The following is a 16,866-nucleotide window of genomic DNA, read 5'->3' as shown; positions in this document are numbered from 1 at the left end:
GTGAGTTGTCAGCGGTTTGCCCGCTGGTAGGCGGTGACGACAGCTGCTCCGCCGATGCCGATGTTGTGCTGTAGGGCGGCGGTGACACCTTCGACCTGACGCTTCTCGGCCTGTCCACGCAGCTGCCAGGTCAGCTCCGCGCACTGTGCGAGTCCCGTTGCGCCCAAGGGATGTCCTTTGGAAATCAGCCCGCCAGAAGGGTTGACGACCCAGCGTCCGCCGTAGGTGGTCTCGTTGTTGTCGATCAACTTGGCCGCCTCGCCCTCCGGACACAGGCCGAGCGCTTCATAGAGCAGCAGTTCGTTGGCTGAGAAGCAGTCGTGGAGCTCGATGACCTGAAAATCCTGTGGCCCCAAGCCGGATTGGTCGTAGACTTTGCGCGCGGCTCTGATGTTCAAGTCGAATCCGACGAGGTTGCGCGCGGTGCCGTTGAACGTCGATGCATCATCGGTGACGAGCGCTTGCCCGACGATCTCCACGGCCCGCTCCGACAACCCGTGCCTATCGACGAACGCTTCACTCGCCAGGATCGCCGCACCCGAGCCATCGGATGTCGGGGAGCACTGCAGTTTGGTCAGCGGCTCGTAGATCACCGGCGCATCGAGGATCTCGTCGAGAGTGTAGACCCGCTGGAACTGGGCGTACGGGTTGTTCGCCGAGTGTCGGTGGTTTTTCTCACCTATTTTCGCGAAGTGCTCGAGCGTGGTGCCAAACCGCTCCATATGCTCGCGGCCAGCGGCGCCGAACGACCATGGTGCCGGGGGGAGCCGGAATTCGTACAGGTTGGCCATGGCCTCCAGGAACCGTATCCCGGGTTGGGTGCGGTCGGTGTATGTCGCGGCCAGCGAGCCGGGTTGCATCTTCTCAAACCCGAGAGCGAGTGCGCAGTCGGCCTCGCCGGAACGGATCGCCTTTGCGGCCAGATACAGTGCGGTGGAACCGGTCGAGCAGTTGTTGTTCACGTTGACAACGGGGATACCGGTCAAACCAAGTTCGTACACAGCAGCTTGACCAGAGCAGGATTCGCCGTAGACGAACCCGACGTAGGCCTCCTGGACCTTGTCGTAGGTGATGCCCGCGTCGTCGAGCGCTTTCGTCCCGGACTCCCGCGCCATGTCCGGGTAGTCCCAATCACGTTCAGTGCCATCGTCTCCGGCGACTTTGCGCCGCCCGGGCTTCTCGAACTTCGTCATCCCGACACCGATGACGAATACCTTGTTTGCCATTGGTCATACTCCTTTACATTAACGCCGCAGAATGGTGACCGTCGCAACAGCGACGTCGTTGTCGAGGACCCCCCCGCCGTTCTCCGCGAGGGCGATATCGGCATCGGCGACTTGCCGTTTACCACAACGTCCGCGGAGCTGGTCGGCGAGTTCGACAAGCTGCGCGAGGCCCGTTGCACCGACCGGATGTCCCCTCGAGAGCAATCCGCCGCTCGGATTTATCGGCACGAACCCGTCAAGCGCGGTTGCGCCCGAGGCGAGAAGTTTTGGGCCGTCGCCCGGTTCGCACAACCCAAGCTCCTCGCTGATCATCAGCTCGGCCGGGGCGGCGGCATCGTGGAGTTCGACGACGTCGACCTCGGCGGGTGCCACGCAGGCTTCGCGATACGCCGCCGCCGCCGCCCGTTCGGGGGCGCCGGGCTCTGCAGCCGCTCGGTCGCGGCCTGAAACCAGGCTGGCGGCAACTACTTTGACCGGTTCAGCGTCGGGCAGGCGGCGAAGGCCGCGGGCGTTCGCGACGACGATCGCCGCGGCACCGTCGGAAATCGGCGAGCACATCATGAGTTTGAGTGGTTCGACGATTGTGCGGCTGTCAAGGACTTGCTCCGCCGTGACAGGGTTGTCGAACTGCGCCCTGGGGTTGAGCGCCCCGTTGCTGTGCGACTTGACGACAATCTGCGCGAAATCGTCTTCGGTGGCGCCCGACCGCTCCATGTACGCGCGAGCCAGATCGGCGTACAGATCCATGAACAGAGAGCGCGATTTTCCGTCGGCGTTGGCGGCGAGCTGCTGTACCAGCTGCGGAGGCTCGTCCTGGTCGTATCCGCCTTCGAAAACCTTGAACGTGCGGGCCTTGTCTTCGTGGGACATCTTCTCGACACCTACGGCGATGGCGACATCCGCCACTCCAGAAAGGATGGCTGCGGTCGCCATGCCGAACGCGGTCGACCCGGTCGCGCACGCATTCTCGACGTTGACGATAGGCGTGCCGAGCAGACCGGTGTGGCGCAACGCGGCCTGGCCGCGAATGCTTGCTTGGCCGGTGATCGTCCCCGCTCCGACGTTGCCGTAGAAGGCGTAGTCGATCATGTCCGGCTCAGCGCCCGCGTCGGAGAGTGCCGATTGCACGGCCTCCTCTGCCAGCGAGCGCATCGAGCGCTGCAGCTGGACACCGAAGTCGGTCATCCCGACTCCGGCGATGAACACGTTCTCCAACGCGCCGTCTCCTAACCCTGGTGGCGTTGTCACCAACCCTGCCGGGGCGTCTGGCCCCGGGCTATCCGCCGATAGTGGTGAGGTTGTCCGACTTTCGGCCGAGTAACGCGGCCCCTGGCTGGTCAGAGCGCCGACGTTCGGTGGATCCAGATCCGTCGATCGGCCGATAGCTGCCGCGTCGGCGCACTGACACGCTCGAGTCATGACGAACTCGTCCGACGCGGTCGGCTACGAACTGCGTGGACCTGTGGCGTGGCTGCGGCTGCAGCGTCCGGAGAAGATGAACGCGATCGACCCGGATGTCCTGTCCGGCTTGACCGCTGGCTTGGCGCGCGCGCTGTCCGACGACGCGCGCGCGGTCGCACTGACAGGCACCGGGGCTGTGTTCTGTGCGGGCGCCGACCTCGAATTCATCTTCGCCAACGCGCAGGACGTCACCGTGATCGCCCATCTGCTGGAGGCGTCGGGTCAGGTGATGCGGACGATCGCACGTCACCCCACTCCGGTCATCGCCGCCGTCAATGGCACGGCATTGGCGGGCGGGTTCGAGCTCGTCCTAGCCTGCGACCTTGTTGTTGCCGCCGAGACCGCAACGCTGGGCGACGGGCACGCGAAGTTCGGCCTGTTCCCGGGTGCTGGCGGATCGATCCGGTTGCCGCGGCTCGTCGGCGCCAACCGCGCACGGGAACTGATGTTCACCGGCCGCTCGGCGACTGCAGCGGAAATGCGCGACTACGGCGTGGTGAGCCAGGTCGTGCCGGACGACGAACTCGACTCCGTCGTGCAGAAACTCGGCGAGCAGCTCGCCCGCACGAGCGCGCTCGCACTTGCCCGGATGAAACGGGTCGTCAACGAGGCCGCAGATCTGCCGCTGGACGAGGCGCTCGCTCTGGAGCTGAAGGTCGCCGGCGAGCACCTGGCGTCACCGGATGTCGCCGAAGGCCTCGCCGCGTTCGCCGGTGGTCGCCGGCCGAGCTTTCCGTCCACACCAAAGGATCTGTCGTGAGCAGTCTTGATCAAGCGGCCCCCGCGCCCTGCATTCTTAGCGAAGAACTGGACGATTTCCGTTCCTCGGTGCGAGATTTCGCCAAGAAGGAACTCGCCCCTGGCTATCTCGACCGGGCACTCAGCGACGAGTTTCCCTGGGATGTGTACAAGAAGCTCGCCGCGCAAGGGCTGATCGGTATCGAGGCCAGCGAACGCTACGGGGGCCAGGGCGCCACCCACCTGGCAGCCGGTATTGCGGTCGAGGAGCTGGCCCGGGCAGACATGTCGGCCGCGTACCTGGTGTTCGACACCACCGTCGGAGCGTCGTTGCTCGAGCGCTACTACCGCTACGCAGCCGATCTGCTGCCCGCGGTGCTCGACGGCTCGGTGAGCACCTGCCTCGCCCTTACTGAGCCGGAATCCGGATCGGATGCCCAGGCGATGACCACCGTCGCCGAGAAGGTGCCCGGCGGGTGGCGGATCCGCGGCGAGAAGGCCTCAATCACGAAGGCGCCGATGGCCGACATGGCGGTGGTGTTCGCCAAGACCGATGCCGGGCCCACAGCCTTCCTGGTCGATCTCGACGAACGGACCGTCAGCCGCCAACGCTTCCGCGACCCCGGCATGCGCCCGATCGGTCGCGGCTCGCTGACCTTCGACAACACCTTTGCTCCCGAGGAGCGCCTGATCGGCGAGGAGGGACGCGGATTCTCGCTGGTGATGCGTGAATTCGACTACAGCCGAGTGCTTCTCGGGCTGATGGCGGTCGGCGTGGGCGAAGCCGGCCTCGATATGGCGATTGCCTACGCCAACGAGAGGCATACCTTCGGCAACCCGCTGAAGGCATATCAAGGCGTCACCTTCCCGATCGCAGAACACCTCACCAGACTGGAGGCCGCACGGTGGCTGGGCTATCGAGCGCTCAGCCTGCGGATGGCCGGTCGGCCCCACACCAAGGAAGCCGCCATGATGAAGTGGTGGCCGGTGCGGGTCGCGCTCGACGCGCTCGAAGACGCGATGGTCACATTCGGCAACGTCGGCTTCGCCGACGAGCTGCCGTTGCAGGCCATGCGACGCGATCTCCAGGGCCTACTCATTGGTGACGGCACGCCGCAGATCCAGAAACTGATCATTTCCCGCTTGGCGTTCGGACGATAGGGCTCGCAGATGACGAAGGAAGACAAGACATTTCAGCAGTTGCTCGACCTCACCGGCCGAGTCGCGTTGGTCACCGGCGCCGGACAGGGGGTCGGCGCCGCGACCGCGCGAATGCTGGCCGAACTCGGCGCGGCCGTTGCCGTCAACGACTTCTATCTCGAGCGCGCCAAGGAGACGGTCAACGCGATCGAGGCGGCCGGGGGCAGGGCCTATGCGGTCGCGGCCGACGTCACCGCATGGGCGGCCGTCACCGCAATGGTCGCCGAGATCGAGCGCGAACTCGGCACCGTCGACATCCTGGTGAACAACGCCGGCAACGCGGGCGCGACGCATGACGCGCTCGAACCGCCGCCCCCGTTCTGGGAATCGACTCCCGACGACTGGGACCGGTGGACCGCGGTCAACCTGACCGGGGTGATGGTCGCGACGCGGGCGGTGGTCGGCGGCATGGTCGAGAGGGGCAGAGGTCGCGTCATCACCGTGATCTCTGAGGCCGGGCGCCAGGGCGAAGCCGGTCTCGTGGTGTATTCGGCTGCCAAGGCTGGCGCCGCGGGGTTCACGCGAGCGATCGCAAAGGCGACCGCACCGTTCGGCGTGACGGCGAACTGCGTCGCGCTCGGCGCGGTCCGGACACCAGCGATCGAGGCCGCCCTCGCGGTTGAGAAGGTCGCTGCGAAGATCGTCCGGGCGTATCCAGTCGGGCGTGTTGGGGAGCCGTCAGATGCCGCGGCGGTGATCTCATTCCTTGCTTCGGATGCTGCCGAATGGATCACCGCGCAGACCTACCCGGTCAACGGAGGATTCTCAGTGGCACTCTGATGGGTATGGAGTCCTTCGACGCTGCATCACTGGTTGCGGCGCTGAAGAGCGCGCACACCGCGCTTGGCACCGCCAACCCGCCACCAATCGATGGTGTCAATCTCGATGATCTGGTCGAGCTGGCCGACGAAGCAGTCGCTGAGCTGCGCGAATTCTCGTTGTCAGAGGTGTCCGGCAAGGCGCTCGACGCCGCCCACGTCGCGTTCGACCTCGCGGAGCTATCCCGGTCGTATCGGTTACGACCGGTCGAGCGACGCGCGAACGGGTTGTCGTCGGTGCAACGCGCACTCGCCGAACTCCGCCAAGTCGGTTCCGTCGAACTGATGCTCCGCCGATCCACGCAGGTCATCTGCGAACGAATCGGTTACGACCGAGCGATCTTGTTCCGCCTTGACGGCGATACCGTTTATCCCGCAAGTTCCTTCGACACCCGTGACCCTGAGTCCGATGCCAAGCTGCAGTTGTTCCGGGAGAGGATCGGCGACGTCGTACTCGGCGATCTAGTCATCGAATCGGAGATGATCCGGCGCCGGATGCCCGCGATTGTGCACGACGCACCGAATAACCTACGTGCCTTCAGAAGACTCATCGAAGCCTCGGGCGTGACCGACTATGTCGCCGCCCCCATCGTGCCGGAGGGCAAGGCGATCGGGTTCCTATACGCCAATGCACAGCATCAGCGGCGTCCGGTCGACATCATCGACCGCGACATCCTATGGGCGTTCGCCGAGGGCTACGGCTACGCGTTGGAGCGCACGATCCTGCGGGACCAGGTACGTCGACAACGCCACGAGATCGCTGAACTGCTCCAAAATGCAAGCGAACTCGTCCACGAAATCGGCGACGCCGAGCTACGTATCGAAAACGCCGACACCGCGTCTGCGAACCGATCTTCGCCATCGCTGCCAGCCGGCGGTTCCCGGGTCCACGCGCTGCTCACTCCGCGAGAGATCGAAGTCATGGAGTTACTCGTGCACGGGTCGACGAACAAACAGATCGCCGAGCGTCTCGTCGTCACCGAGGCAACTGCCAAATCGCACGTGACGAACATCTTCAAGAAGCTACGAGCCGCGAACAGGGCCGAAGCCGTGCACCGCTACATTCAATTGGTTTCACGCGACCACGCCTGACTCACGCCGCGCCCACTATTTGGTTTAGGTAAACCGTGTTGCCTCGTCGGAGCAGAGGACGGCATTTGATGGCGTCAAATGCGGATATCGCGGGGCCACGTTGGCGGTGACACCCGTTCGGCGGAGCAGGATCCGTCGAACGGCGGATGGCCACTCCACCCCCTCACGGTCAGGCTAAGGTACGGCTCCGCGCTGCCGAGATCGCGCAACCTTGCGAGGAGGAAGGCAAGAGGATGGGACATTACAAGAGCAATGTCCGCGATCTCGAATTCAACCTCTTCGAGGTCCTGGACCTCGACAAGGCGTTGAGCACTAGCCAATTCGGTGAACTCACCGCCGAGACGGTACGCGACTGGCTCTATGAGGCGGCGCGTCAAGCGGAAGGCCCGCTCGCGCAGCCGTACGCTGACGCCGATCGTCGGCCACCAACGTTCGACCCGACCACACATTCGGTCCGCCTGTCCGCGTCGTTCAAAGCCGCAGTGCGCTTCTGGCGCGATAGCGGATGGTTGCAGATCGGGATCGACGAAGTCCTTGGCGGAGTGCGTGTGCCGGAGCCGGTCAAGTGGGCCATCAGCGAGTTTCTCGTCGGTGGTCATCCAGCGGCGTTCTTCTACCTGGTCGGCCCGGAGTTGCTGGACGTCCTATACCACATCGGAAATGAGCAACAACAACGGTGGGCCGTCTTAGGCGTGCAGCGCAACTGGGGCGCAACCATGGTGCTGACGGAACCCGACGCCGGCTCAGATGTCGGGGCGGCCCGAACCAGGGCGTCCGACCAGGGAGATGGCACATGGCACATCCAGGGCGTCAAACGATTTATCACTTCCGGCGACTCCGACGACTTGTTCGAAAACATCGCCCATATGGTCTTGGCTCGGCCAGACGGTGCACCAGCGGGCACCAAAGGTTTGAGCTTGTTTCTCGTTCCGAAGTTTCTGCCCGATCCCACGACGGGTGAACCTGGAGCCCGCAACGGAGTTTTCGCCACCGGCCTTGAACACAAGATGGGATTGACTGCCTCTGCCACGTGCGAGTTGAGTTTCGGACAGCACGGTGTCCCAGCGGTGGGCTGGCTTGTGGGCGACACCCACAACGGCATCGCGCAGATGTTCAAAATCTTGGAATATGCCCGCATGATGATCGGGGTGAAGTCCATCGCAACGCTGTCCACCGGATACCTAAATGCCTTGGAATTCGCGAAGACCCGAATTCAAGGGGCGGACATGGCACACATGTCTGACACGGCAGCGCCGCGAGTGTCGATCATCAGACATCCAGATGTTCGCCGATCCCTGATGACCCAAAAGGCTTATGCTGAGGGTCTGCGAGCACTGTATCTCTACACGGTTGCGCACCACGATCACGTTGTCGCAGAGCTTATTTCGGGCACCGACGAGGACCTGGCACGGCGAATCCATGCGCTGCTGCTGCCGGTTGTCAAAGGTGTGGGCTCGGAGCGAGCGTATCAGTGCCTTACCGAATCGCTGCAGAACTTCGGAGGCTCAGGCTACCTGCAGGATTATCCGATCGAGCAGTATATGCGCGATGCTAAGATTGACTCCCTCTACGAAGGCACCACGGGTATCCAGGCGCAGGATTTCGTATTCCGCAAGATAATTCGCGATCAAGGAACAGCGCTGAAGAGCGTTCTCAATCGTGTCGAGGACTTTGTGTATAGCCCCGCTGCGCGTATAGAACTGACCGGAAGTCGCCGGTTGCTGGCTAAGGGGCTGGCCGACGTTCGGGAGATGGCCGACGTGCTCATTGACTACTTCTCCCGAACGCGCCACGACGAGCGGGAGGTCTATCGAATTGGCCTCGTCTCGGTGCCATTCCTGTTTGCCTTCGGCGACTTTCTCATCGGTTGGCTGCTGCTCGTGCAGGCCGAGGTCGCCCTCAATGCGCTCGACGACCCGACCGTTGATCGTGACAGGACGTTCTACCGAGGAAAGGTCGCTGTCGCAGACTTCTTCGCCCAAACCGTGATACCAAGGTTGAGCACCGACCGCAGGATCATCGACGAGATGGACATCTCCATCATGGATCTGAGCGAATCCGCTTTCTAGGGCGGAGGCACTCAGTTTAGATGTCCGACTTCGACCCGTTCGGAATCGTTGCGATGACCACTCCACGTCCGACCGCATTTCGCGGTGGTCAAGAAAGAGGGTCTCGACAGCTAGCGCTGCGGGGGGTGCGGGCACGTCAACGCCATTGGCTTGAGTGATCAATATCGTCAACCGTTCAGGGGACACCAAAGTTCAGCCGTCTGGCGGTCGCACGCCCCGGACTGCTCCATGCAACATCGTGTCATGGCGTTCAACCAACTCGTCGACGCCGCCATCGTCGGTTCGATCAATACCGTGCTGTGGGTCCTCATCGTCGCGCGCCTCATACAGCGACGACGAAAGATGCCGCTCGATGCCGTCTCGTCAGACAGCATCACTGCGCCGCGCGCCGAGGAGGCACTGCTTTTCGTTTCCTTTTCGCTGGCCTTGTATTACCTTGTGTTCGCGACTTGGATGATTCGTCCGCCGTTGTCCGGGCCGCACCTGTTTGACCCCGCCCCGTGGTCGGCGGTTGTCGGCGTCACCGGCGCAGCGGCGTCGCTGGGGCTGGTTGCTTGGGCCTACCGGGTTTTCGGCTCGTGGCGCCTACTCGCCCGGGTCGATGCGAACCACGAACTGATCACCGACGGCCCGTTCGCTCTCATCCGCCATCCCATCTACACCGGCATCGTCGGCGCATACGTCAGCACCCTCTTAGTGGTTCCCACCATCGGATTTCTGATCGCGGTGTTGCTCATTGCGCTGTCGCACGACGTTCGGGCACGGGTTGAAGAGCGCGTGCTCACCGAAGCGTTCGGCAGTCGATACTCGACCTATCTTGGCGACACTAAACGCTTCATCCCCGGACTGTACTAGTTCAGGCTTGTCGCCGCGGTTCAACCTTCGTCGCGTTCCCAAATTCGCACCCTCGCGTTCCAGACCTACCGAGCCCGCCGTCTGGGACCAGGCCTCAGACGGTTTTCGTCACGTCCCCCGTTGACCCGGTACGCATCGAGGGACAGATGGCGTGCTGGACGTGCACCGCAGCGTGCACGGTATGTGGGTCCCCCAGCGTTCCCGGTGATGACGCCTGCGCGGGGTGCATGGCGTTGCTCCACCCGGTGCGAGAGCTGGTCGGATCATGAGAACTCCGCGCCTGATGTTCAGCGCCTGCGCCACCATCGACGCCGAAGACCGTTGCCGCAATGCCGAACTGGCGATCGGTGATGAACTACGCGCGGCGCTGGAGGCATTCCCGGGCGTCTTCTGCTCGGCCGAGGAAGCGGCGATGGTGCTGGCTGAGGAGGTCGACGAGCTTTGGGACGAGGTCCGGGCCAACCGGATCGGCAGAGCGCGTGCCGAGGCAGTGCAGGTCGGCGCTATGGCGCTGCGGTTCGTTGCCGACCTCTACGAGAGTGGGCCAGCATCGCAGCGCTACGCGGCGGCCGCGCGGGAATGCCACTGCGCCATCGGTGATGTCGGGCCGGTCGGCCGGACATTGGCGTCCAGTCATGAAGGGTTCGGTTATCTCAAGCGCGAATACGAGTCCCTGTGGTCGGCGGTGCGCTTCGACGACCCGGCGCGCCCGGCCGCGGTTCGTGTGGCGGCGATGGCGGTTCGGTTCATCGCCGAGATTTCCGGGCGGTCGCCCATGCAGGGCCTGGTGCGATGACATCACTGCCCGCGGTTACGGAGGAGCATTGGGGAGCCGAGGCGGTGTGCTTTCGCGAGACTCCCGATGCTCCTGAGCTCTGGACATCCGAGCGGAGGCCCGCGCAGCCGGTGTGGACCTATCTGCAACAGATGTGCCAGCGCTGCCCGGTTCGGAGACGGTGCGCGGCCGAGGCCGTCGCCGCCGAGCAGCAGTCCGGGATCTATGCGGGTGTGTTCGTCCCCGAGCGCCGCAAGAGCAAAGGTTGGGCCGCAGCGATGAATCAGTTGCGCGAGATCGCCGCGGTGTCAGCGGGCGCGGCCCCACCCCGCCCTGGCAAGGGATGCCGGCGTGAGTGAGGCGATGGATGAGCTCGCAACCGCGGTGCGTGTCGAGCTGTGCCGGTTATCGTCGAGCGCCCAAGTGCGTGTCGTGCATCTGGGGGCACTGCTGGCCTTCACCCCGCACCGGCGGGTAGGCGGTGGGCTGCAGTTCGAGTTCGCTCACCAGGCCACCGCGCGATGGGTGCTCGACACCCTGGTCGAGCCAACCGTGTGTTCCCCGCGGCCAGGCGTGGTTCACGTTCCGAGGCCACGAGAGACGCTGCGGCGGTATGGGTTACATGAAGACGGCCGGTGGGCGTTCGGCCGCGGGCTGGTTGAGGCCGAAGGTATCGGCAGGGGCGCGGTGCATGCGGCGTCACGGTTCACCCGGCACGGCATGAAGGTGTACTGCCCGTCGGTGCCAATGATGCTGACCCTAGCGACGGTGCTGGGTCGCCTTGGCATCGAGACGTCGCTGCTGGACAACCCCGCTCGCGTAGGCGTCAGGGCCGCCGAGACCGCAGAGGCGCTGACGCGGCTGGGCGCGGCCGGCGCCGGTGAGCGGTACCAGGTGATGCGGGATCTGAGCTGCGGCGGCGCACTGACCAGATCGTCGGGCGTTGACCGTCGCTACCAGCAGCGATTCCTGCGCGCGGCCGGAATGGACTCGTGACCACCCCTGCGCGTACGCCGCCGTTCGCCTACCGCGGCGGAAAAACTCGGTTGGCCACCCGGATCGCGGCGGCTCTTCCGCGCCATCAGCACTATGTCGAACCCTTCGGCGGAAGCCTGGCGGTATTGCTCGCTAAGCCGGTGAGCTCGATGGAGACGGTCAATGACATCGACGAGCGGTTGATCACCTTCTGGCGGGTGTTGCGTGAGCGTCCAGCTGAACTCGCGCGTCTGTGCGCGCTGACTCCGCATTCGCGGGCCGAGCACCAGCAGGCATGGGACGCCGACCTCACTGTGCTGAATGAACTGGAAGTCGCGCGTCTGGTGTGGATACAGATCTCCCAGAGTCGTGGTGGCACGCTGCGCCGCACCGGGTGGCGCATGTATGTCGACCCAGCGGGATCGTCGACCAGCATGCCGGGTTATCTCGACGGTTACACCGAACGCATGGCCGCGGCCGCCGAGCGCCTGCACCGGGTGAGCTTGGAGTGCCGTCCCGCATTGGATGTGATCACCCAGTACGGTGCGCACCGCTCCTGTTGCCTCTACGTCGACCCCCCGTATGTGGGTTCCAGCCGTACTGCCGGCGGGGCCGGGTATCGCCATGAGTTCAAGTCCGACGCTGAGCACATCGAGCTGCTGGAGGCGCTGCTGGCGTGTCGGGCAGCTGTGGTCCTCTCCGGCTACCCGTCGGCGCTTTATGACGAGGCGTTGGTCGGGTGGTCGCGCTTGGAGGTACCGGCAAAAACTGGGCAGGGCCGCTCCCGGACGGCGCGCTGCGAGGTGCTGTGGTCCAACCGGCCCATTGCAGAACAGCTCAGTTTCGACGATGCGGTGGGGTTCCGGCCGCTGCGTCCGGCCATGACGGCGACATTCACCCGATCCGAAGGAGGTTCTAAACCGTATGACACGCAACATCTTTGAAGTCCGACCCGAGGCGGGCTCCGACGATGAGATCCAGGTCGAGGAGATCGACCAGACCGCCGCGCAGGGCGTCTCGCGCACGGCTCAGGTCGCTTACCGCGGCTGGGAGGTCCACATTGGCCACCACGGCGCAGTGACGGTGCCGATGCAGCCGACAGAGGGCAAGTCCGTGGCTGATCTGGCGACCTGCCTGCGTGCGGCCTATCGGCGAGTGGATGTCGGTGGCCCTACCAGCGGTCCAACCACCGGTGCCGGTCGTACCCCGCGAGGCGGGGAGCTCGGGACGGTGGTCGGTGAGGTGCTCACGACCGCGGCGGGCGCCTTGGCCGGTAATGCCTCCGCGGTGGCGCACTGCTACATCTACGACGCCCTGCGAACTGCCTGGGAGCAGACCGGCCGGGCCGCGCCCTACGCCGCTGTGCTCGCCGCGGTACGCGCGCAGTTGCCGCCGCACACCACGCTCACCGACTTCGCCGCAAAGGTCGACGGCGAATCGATGCTGGCGGTCTTGCGCTCGGCAGCCGAGGTCGCCCTGGCTGCGCCGCTGAGCATCCCTGTCAGCAACACGGTGACCAGAAGTGCCTGAAAGTCGCCTCGTCGGGAGAGAGCGCCGGCTCGGCACGCCCGCCCCCGGCGGCCGATCCCGCCTCTTGGCCGTGGGGGAGGGCACAGCGCCGTCCAACGTCCACCGTCACCCGCTGATCGGATGCCGCGCCGTGACATCCCACGGATTGCAAGGGGGTGATCTGACTCTGTTATCGGGTTCCCGGCAGTAGGGGGCCACTTCTGACAAATCCATAGTGGGACCGCACGCCAGAGCCCCCCCCCGAAGGGGGGGTCTGGAACGAGATGAACATCCGAACCCCGGAATAACTCGCTCCGAGTCTCGAGTCGAAACCACCGCTGCCAGACGGTGAGATCGCGGTCCCTGTGCCACCAGGGAGAACACCATGCTAGGTAGTTCTCAGGGTAGCTCCTACCCTGAACACAGTTCAACCGGAGTTCGCCAGCCCGCCCGTCGTGGGGGGGCCGGCAGTGTCGGCATGTCGGCCGCCAGCAGGCGCGGCGTACGCCGGCCGGGGTCGTCGAGGCCGCCGCGCCAGCGGATCGCCTTCGACGACGCTGCCACGGTGCGCGAACGCGTTGAAGGCGCTGCCGCTGGCTTGAAGCTACGCGGGGCACGCCGTCACGTGCTGGCGGCCGTGCTGCGCTTGTTGTGCGGGTGGAGCAGGCTGTCCGACGACGCGGTGGCGCTGACGCAGATCGTTGAGCTTGTCGCAGCGGCCGGTGAGCGGCGCTACGACGTCAAGACCATCGGGCGGGCGCTGGCCGGGCTAGCTGCAGCCGACCTGATCGTGTATCGGCCTGCTAGGGGCCGCGGTGCCCGCTCGCTGATTGCCGTTCACGGCCAGTTCGTGGGCGATGTCGAGGTGCTCGAACGAGACAGCTCCGGCCGGGTAATCACCGACTGCGGCGACCATTCGCGGCCCGATTCCGTCACCTTTTCTGGGCCGCGTCCTTATATAGACCAAACGAAGTACCTCCCTACCCTCCGCTGCGACAGGCGGCGGCCGGGTTCGCGACCGACTGAGGTGAAGGTTCCCAAAGGGGACCTAAAAACCGTCCTCGATGGGCTGCCCGAGCCTATGGCCAACCTTCCGAAGCACCTGCGGTGGAAGCTCGGAAGCGAGATCCTGCAGCGGTTGAAGCGGGGATGGCGCCCGGATCAGATCCTCGACGTGCTGAGCGCCGATATGCCCGCCGACGTGCAGCGCCCGTACAAGCTGGCGGTCTGGCGCCTCCAGCGCAACGTCGTGGGTTCCGGGCCGCGGCTGCGGCCGCTGCAGCAGGCCTGGGATGCCGAAGCCGCTGCAACGGCCCGTGCCGAAGCTGACGACGCCAAAGCCCGCCGGTACGCCGACGTGGCGGCCGTGACCAGCCCGGAGCTGCGCGCCGAGGTGCTTCGGGCCGACGAGGTGAAGTTCGGGCGGCGGTCGAAGGATCCGGTGGCCGCGTTGGCAGCAGCGGCGCGTCGAGTGGCCAGCATGTTCCCGGAGATGCCCCTGGCGGAAGCGTTGGCGCGCTGGGCCGGGGACATCCTGGCGAATCAACGACCGGAACCCGCCGTGGTGGAACCGGTTTCGGCGGTGACGTCGCTGAGCACCGACCTGCTGATGGATCTGGCGATCAGCGGTGGCTGCGACTGCGTGGTGTGTGGATCCGGGCGCGGCGTTTACCGCCCTGAACTGCCGCTCAAGGCGATGGCGAACGTGTGTGACCAGTGCTGGCCGCACATTGCCGCCGAGCTGGCCGCGGAGGCGGACGAGGCCGAATTCGAGGACGCGATCCCGGCATGACCGATCTCGACGATGCTCCAGCGCGCACGCGGCGCCGGCAGGCGGTGGAGCCCTACACCGACCTGGACAGCGGTCGCCAGCCACCGCAGGACCTGGCGGCCGAGCAGTCCGTACTGGGCGGGATGATGCTGAGCAAGGATGCGATCGCCGATGTGCTCGAACGGTTGCGGCCCAAGGACTTCTACCGGCCCAACCATCAGCAGATCTTCGACGCGATCCTGGACCTGTTCGGCCAGGGCGAACCGGCGGACGCGGTGACCGTCGCCGCCGAACTCGATCGACGGGGCGTGCTGCGGCGTGTCGGAGGAGCGCCCTACCTGCACACGCTGATCGCCACGGTTCCCACGGCCGCCAATGCCGGCTACTACGCCGGCATCGTCGCCGAGAAGGCCGTCCTGCGCCGCTTGGTGGAGGCCGGCACCCGGGTGGTGCAGTACGGCTACGCCGGCGCCGACGGCGCCGACGTAGCCGAGGTCGTCGACCGTGCCCAGGCCGAGATCTACGACGTCACCGAGGACCGCGGCAGCGACGACATGGTGGCCCTGGAGGACTTGCTGCAGCCGACCATGGACGAGATCGACGCGATCCAGGCCGGCGGCGGTCAAGGCCAAGGAGTTCCGACCGGTTTCGCCGATCTCGACGAGGTGACCACCGGCCTGCACGGCGGGCAGATGGTCATCGTCGCGGGCCGGCCCGGCCAAGGGAAATCGACTCTGGCACTTGACTTTATGCGGTCCTGCTCAATCAAGCACGGACGGGCTAGCGTCATCTTCAGCTTGGAAATGAGTAAGTCGGAGATTGTGATGCGACTGCTGTCGGCTGAGGCCCGCATCAAACTGGCCGACATGCGCGCCGGCCGGATGAGCGATGACGACTGGACGCGGATGGCCCGGCGGATGGGCGAGATCTCCGACGCCCCGTTGTTCATCGACGACTCCCCGAACCTGACCATGATGGAGATCCGCGCCAAGGCGCGCCGGCTCAAGCAGAAGACAGATCTGCAGCTGATCGTGGTGGACTACCTGCAGCTGATGACCTCAGGCAAAAAGGTGGAGTCCCGGCAAACAGAAGTGGCGGAGTTTTCGCGCAGCCTCAAGTTGATGGCCAAGGAACTTGACGTGCCGGTGGCCGCGGTCTGCCAGCTCAACCGCGGACCCGAACAGCGTGTCGACAAGGTTCCACAGCTCTCTGACCTGCGCGAGACCGGTCAGCTGGAACAGGATGCCGACTTGGTAATCCTTATCAACCGCCCGGACGGCTACGACCGGGACAGCCCACGGGCCGGTGAAGCAGACCTCATCCTGGCAAAGCACAGGAACGGGCCAACGAGAACCTGCACCGTGGCGTCAACGCTTCACATGTCCTCGTTCCGCGACCTCGCACGCGGATAACCAACCCTCATGCTAACTACGGGTGTAGCATGAGGTAACACCCTCGGTGATGCAGCGTGCATCACCATCGGCGCTGAAAGGCGGCACCGCATGACACGGATCAAGCGGAAGATGAAGTCCCTACAGCGGCGCTTGCTGATCACCGCGGCCGCCGCGATAACACTGACCGTGCTAGCTGGAGGCATACCCGAGGAATTGACCTCACTGCTGCCGTCGTCGGCCACGGTCTCAGCCCCGTCCGCGCCAGTGGTGCCCGTGGTGCCTGATGAGCAGATCGGTTCGCTACTCGAACAGGTGCGCACCGTCGAGGTCTTGCCTGAAGTCGACGGCTATGACCGGAGTTGCAAACGGGGACAAGCATGTTCATTCGGTCCCGCCTGGAACGACCCCAACGATCACAGCGGATGTGACACTCGCTCGCGTATCCTGCGCAGCCAGCTCGAACATGTCGCCATCAAACCGGGCACGCAGGGGTGCAAGGTCCTTTCCGGGGTTCTGATCGATCCGTACACGGCTGAGACCATTCAGTTCGACGTCAGTGACCCGGCCGCGGTCCAAATCGATCATGTGTTTGCTCTTGGGCGCTCGTGGGATGCTGGGGCGGCGCACTGGGGCCTGGCTCAGCGCGTCGCGTTCGCTAACGATCCGCTGAACCTCATTGCTGTCGGCGGAGCGATCAACCGCGAGAAGTCGGACTCAGGACTGACATGGCTGCCGCCGAACCCGTCCTACCGCTGCCCCTACATCGCCCGATACCTCACCGTGGCGGTGACCTACGGCCTGGCGATCACCACCGAGGAACGCAACATCGCAGCCGCCACCTGCCCGGCGGTCGCGCCGTGAGGCTGGCGGCGGTTCGTAAAGCAGCAGCCGGTATCCCTCAGCCGTGGCCCGCGCCTAGCATGAGGGCTCACTGGTTCCGTAGGAAGGCGACGCCTATGCCGGACGATCCGACACCACCCCCG

The 16,866-nt window shown here is 65.0% G+C and carries 16 protein-coding genes; 14 read left to right on the top strand and 2 right to left on the bottom strand.

Annotation, left to right across the window (positions count from 1 at the left end):
- Positions 1-8: 8 nt before the first annotated feature.
- Positions 9-1,226, bottom strand: coding sequence for a lipid-transfer protein (locus tag MSZK_RS12870; protein WP_099248353.1), 1,218 nt, complete (start codon positions 1,224-1,226; stop codon positions 9-11).
- An 18-nt stretch (positions 1,227-1,244) separates the two neighbouring features.
- Complete coding sequence (locus tag MSZK_RS12865) at positions 1,245-2,432, bottom strand: thiolase family protein (RefSeq protein WP_233211272.1); 1,188 nt, start codon at positions 2,430-2,432, stop codon at positions 1,245-1,247.
- A gap of 211 nt (positions 2,433-2,643) precedes the next feature.
- Between MSZK_RS12865 and MSZK_RS12860 the strand changes: the two genes are divergently transcribed.
- The 14 genes from MSZK_RS12860 to MSZK_RS12795 all read left to right on the top strand — a co-directional run bounded on the left by MSZK_RS12860 (position 2,644) and on the right by MSZK_RS12795 (position 16,744).
- Positions 2,644-3,447 (top strand): enoyl-CoA hydratase/isomerase family protein, encoded by an 804-nt coding sequence (locus tag MSZK_RS12860; RefSeq protein ID WP_099248349.1) that lies wholly within the window; start codon positions 2,644-2,646, stop codon positions 3,445-3,447.
- Positions 3,444-4,586: an acyl-CoA dehydrogenase family protein gene (locus MSZK_RS12855; RefSeq protein WP_099248347.1), complete on the top strand. Its 1,143-nt coding sequence runs from the start codon at positions 3,444-3,446 to the stop codon at positions 4,584-4,586. Before MSZK_RS12860 ends, MSZK_RS12855 begins: the two co-directional genes overlap by 4 nt.
- A gap of 9 nt (positions 4,587-4,595) precedes the next feature.
- Positions 4,596-5,405, top strand: coding sequence for an SDR family NAD(P)-dependent oxidoreductase (locus MSZK_RS12850; RefSeq protein ID WP_099248345.1), 810 nt, complete (start codon positions 4,596-4,598; stop codon positions 5,403-5,405).
- Between the two features lie 5 nt (positions 5,406-5,410).
- The gene (locus MSZK_RS12845) at positions 5,411-6,535 is read left to right on the top strand and encodes a LuxR C-terminal-related transcriptional regulator (protein ID WP_158230574.1); all 1,125 of its coding nucleotides are present in this window, start codon (positions 5,411-5,413) and stop codon (positions 6,533-6,535) included.
- 233 nt (positions 6,536-6,768) lie between these two features.
- Positions 6,769-8,604, top strand: a complete 1,836-nt coding sequence (locus MSZK_RS12840) for an acyl-CoA dehydrogenase (RefSeq protein WP_099248392.1) — start codon at positions 6,769-6,771, stop codon at positions 8,602-8,604.
- Positions 8,605-8,847: 243 nt separating this feature from the next.
- Positions 8,848-9,459, top strand: a complete 612-nt coding sequence (locus MSZK_RS12835) for an isoprenylcysteine carboxylmethyltransferase family protein (protein ID WP_158230573.1) — start codon at positions 8,848-8,850, stop codon at positions 9,457-9,459.
- 265 nt (positions 9,460-9,724) lie between these two features.
- Positions 9,725-10,255 carry a hypothetical protein gene (locus tag MSZK_RS12830; RefSeq protein WP_198344638.1) on the top strand — a complete coding sequence of 177 codons (531 nt, stop codon included), beginning with the start codon at positions 9,725-9,727 and terminating at the stop codon, positions 10,253-10,255.
- The gene (locus MSZK_RS12825) at positions 10,252-10,593 is read left to right on the top strand and encodes a WhiB family transcriptional regulator (RefSeq protein ID WP_099248339.1); all 342 of its coding nucleotides are present in this window, start codon (positions 10,252-10,254) and stop codon (positions 10,591-10,593) included. The genes MSZK_RS12830 and MSZK_RS12825 overlap by 4 nt, the downstream gene beginning before the upstream one ends.
- Positions 10,586-11,230 (top strand): hypothetical protein, encoded by a 645-nt coding sequence (locus MSZK_RS12820; RefSeq protein ID WP_087083921.1) that lies wholly within the window; start codon positions 10,586-10,588, stop codon positions 11,228-11,230. The genes MSZK_RS12825 and MSZK_RS12820 overlap by 8 nt, the downstream gene beginning before the upstream one ends.
- Positions 11,227-12,153, top strand: coding sequence for a DNA adenine methylase (locus MSZK_RS12815; RefSeq protein ID WP_087083919.1), 927 nt, complete (start codon positions 11,227-11,229; stop codon positions 12,151-12,153). Before MSZK_RS12820 ends, MSZK_RS12815 begins: the two co-directional genes overlap by 4 nt.
- On the top strand, positions 12,134-12,739 hold the full coding sequence (locus MSZK_RS12810) for a hypothetical protein (RefSeq protein ID WP_087083917.1): 606 nt from the start codon (positions 12,134-12,136) through the stop codon (positions 12,737-12,739). Before MSZK_RS12815 ends, MSZK_RS12810 begins: the two co-directional genes overlap by 20 nt.
- A gap of 457 nt (positions 12,740-13,196) precedes the next feature.
- A complete protein-coding gene (locus MSZK_RS12805) occupies positions 13,197-14,510 on the top strand; it encodes a hypothetical protein (protein WP_233211269.1) in 1,314 nt (437 codons plus the stop codon).
- 44 nt (positions 14,511-14,554) lie between these two features.
- On the top strand, positions 14,555-15,901 hold the full coding sequence (gene dnaB / locus MSZK_RS12800; RefSeq protein ID WP_099248390.1) for a replicative DNA helicase: 1,347 nt from the start codon (positions 14,555-14,557) through the stop codon (positions 15,899-15,901).
- A 132-nt stretch (positions 15,902-16,033) separates the two neighbouring features.
- Positions 16,034-16,744 (top strand): HNH endonuclease family protein, encoded by a 711-nt coding sequence (locus tag MSZK_RS12795; RefSeq protein ID WP_233211268.1) that lies wholly within the window; start codon positions 16,034-16,036, stop codon positions 16,742-16,744.
- Positions 16,745-16,866 lie beyond the last annotated feature (122 nt).

It is taken from the genome of Mycobacterium sp. shizuoka-1 (assembly GCF_002723835.1).
In the GTDB taxonomy this organism is placed as follows: Bacteria; Actinomycetota; Actinomycetes; order Mycobacteriales; family Mycobacteriaceae; genus Mycobacterium.
Note: the sequence above shows the minus strand (reverse complement) of the source record. Positions and strands in the feature narration are given on the sequence as shown.